Origin of the sequence: Pseudoalteromonas sp. S3785 (assembly GCF_005887365.1) — a bacterium.
In the GTDB taxonomy this organism is placed as follows: Bacteria; Pseudomonadota; Gammaproteobacteria; order Enterobacterales; family Alteromonadaceae; genus Pseudoalteromonas.
In genome coordinates this window covers 1-2296 of record NZ_PNCT01000086.1, presented here as the reverse complement: position 1 = coordinate 2296, position 2296 = coordinate 1, and the positions used below count along the sequence as shown (strand labels likewise).

The 2296-nt window shown below is 41.3% G+C and carries 2 protein-coding genes; one reads left to right on the top strand and one right to left on the bottom strand.

Translation table 11 applies throughout. The features are described from left to right. Positions 1-301: 301 nt before the first annotated feature. Positions 302-1318, bottom strand: coding sequence for a UDP-glucose 4-epimerase GalE (gene galE / locus CWC17_RS17415; RefSeq protein WP_138614314.1), 1017 nt, complete (start codon positions 1316-1318; stop codon positions 302-304). A 226-nt stretch (positions 1319-1544) separates the two neighbouring features. Between galE and CWC17_RS17410 the strand changes: the two genes are divergently transcribed. Continuing rightward, positions 1545-2036, top strand: coding sequence for a DUF3016 domain-containing protein (locus tag CWC17_RS17410; protein WP_138614312.1), 492 nt, complete (start codon positions 1545-1547; stop codon positions 2034-2036). Positions 2037-2296: the final 260 nt, after the last annotated feature.

Below are 2296 nucleotides of genomic sequence, written 5' to 3'. Positions count from 1 at the left end.
GCGCAGCGCCTCGGTGCCCTCGGTGGTAAATTTGTTTTTAAGCAAACAACGAAAGTCATTTTATTACCACAGAGAACACAGAGAAATGAAGGAGAGGTAATAGTTATTGACGCGCAGCTTGCTGGCGTTTAAAAGCAGCGCTTTTACGTTGTGTTAAACCCCTTTGATAAAGCTATGAGAAGCTTTGCATCAACCCTAAGCAAGCTTTACGTCTTGTATCTCTCGTTGATAAATGATTAGCACGGTGATTAAATTTACTTGTAGATTATTTGCCTGCTTGGGCAGCAGGCAAAGCGTTTAATTAACCTTTATAACCATTAGGGTTATTTGACTGCCAGCGCCATGTATCTTCCATCATGGCATCTATTCCGCGTTCTGCTTTCCAGCCTAGCTCATTAAGTGCTTTTTCTGGCGCGGCGTAGCATGCAGCAATATCGCCAGGGCGGCGAGGTGATACTTGATAAGGTACGTCTTGGTTGCTGGCTTTTATAAAGGCATTAACCATTTGCAGCACAGAGTAACCATTGCCTGTGCCAAGGTTATATACCAGCGCGCCGGTATTGTTGGCAATTTTATCAAGCGCTTTTAAGTGACCCATCGCTAAATCTACAACGTGAATATAGTCGCGCACGCCGGTGCCATCAACGGTGTCGTAGTCATCACCAAACACAGCAAGCTGTTTTAATTTACCTACCGCAACTTGGGCAATAAAGGGCAGTAAGTTATTTGGTATACCGTTAGGATCTTCGCCAATTAATCCCGACTCATGTGCGCCCACAGGGTTAAAGTAACGCAAAATAGCAAACGCAAAGCGTTCATCTGATTTAGCAATATCTTGTAGCATCATCTCAACCATCAGTTTTGATGTGCCATACGGGTTTGTTGTGCCACCTACCGGGAAGTCTTCTTTAATCGGTAAGCTTGCAGGGTCGCCGTAAACGGTTGCTGATGAGCTAAATACGAGTTTAAATACACCTGCATCACGCATGGCATCCACAAGTGTTAGCGTACCTTGTACGTTTGTTTGATAGTACTCAACAGGTTTAGCCACCGACTCACCAACCGACTTTAAGCCCGCAAAATGAATTACGCTCTCTATGGTGTGCCTTGCAAAAATGGCATCTAAAAAAACTTTATCAAGAATGTCACCTTGGTAAAATGTGGCTTCTTTGCCTGTAATTTGCTTTACGCGTGCAAGCGACTCTTTTGATGCGTTACTTAAATTATCAACAACAACAACTTCGCTGCCTTGCTGTAAAAGTTCTAAAACGGTGTGTGAGCCTATATAGCCTGCGCCGCCTGTTACTAAAATTGCCATGAATGCTCCGTGGATACCTTTTTCAATTATCTTAATTTCACCATAAGTTGTGATGATTTACATGCTTTATTTGTAACTTTTATTATTAAGAGGGGTCATATAGTTAAATGCATATAAAGTAGTTTAAATGTCGCATTAAGTTATAGTTAATCAATCACTGCTAAGATTATTAGTTATATTAATGGGCTAAGTCTAAATAATTAGTACTGCCCCTTTGGAGAATGCTATGAATTCAGTTAAAACAATCGCTATGGCAATGTGTATTACATTACCTGCATTTGCACACGCTGGAGAATCTGTAGTTAAGTGGCAAGATTTTAAAGACTACCGCGATGTGCGCGCTTCTAGCCAGGGCAAAGCGTCGTACCACAAACAAATTGCTACTCAGTTCGAAAAACACTTTTCTAAACTCGCCGAGCAGTTGCCAAAAGGTTATAAGCTAAATTTAGAAATAACCGATATCGATTTAGCAGGCGATGTACGCTATGGCGGTATGGATGAAATACGCGTAGTAAAACCTATTTATTTTCCGCGCATTAAGCTCAATTACTCGCTTGTAGATAACGATGGTAGTGTAATAAGTGAAGCAAACGGCGTAGAGCTGAAAGACATGGGCTTTATGGATAAAATTAAAATGGGTCGCGACGAGCCGTTTTTTTATGAAAAACGCTTAATTACAGAGTGGTTTGGCGAGCAAATTTTAGCAAATTTAGATTAGGCAGTGTTGTATAAGCAGGCTTCACTGCTTCGATTAAAATCACAGAGTTGCAATCATCGCCAAGTAGACGCGCAGCTTGTTGGCGTATAAAAGGAGCGCTTTTACATTGGTTATTATATTTTAAAACCATGAGAAGCTGCGCTTCTAACGTGAGCAAGCTCTACGTCTACAACCCAAATAAGCTCCGTGGTTAAATTTATTATAGGCGCCTTGCTTGTTAGCATATTTGGAATTTATTCTGGCTAACGGCTAACGGCTAA

What these genes read in the sequence shown, in the direction of transcription:
- galE (WP_138614314.1), bottom strand. Translation starts at nt 1,318, where the DNA reads ATGGCAATTTTAGTAACAGGCGGCGCAGGCTATATAGGCTCACACACC.
- CWC17_RS17410 (WP_138614312.1), top strand. Translation starts at nt 1,545, where the DNA reads ATGAATTCAGTTAAAACAATCGCTATGGCAATGTGTATTACATTACCT.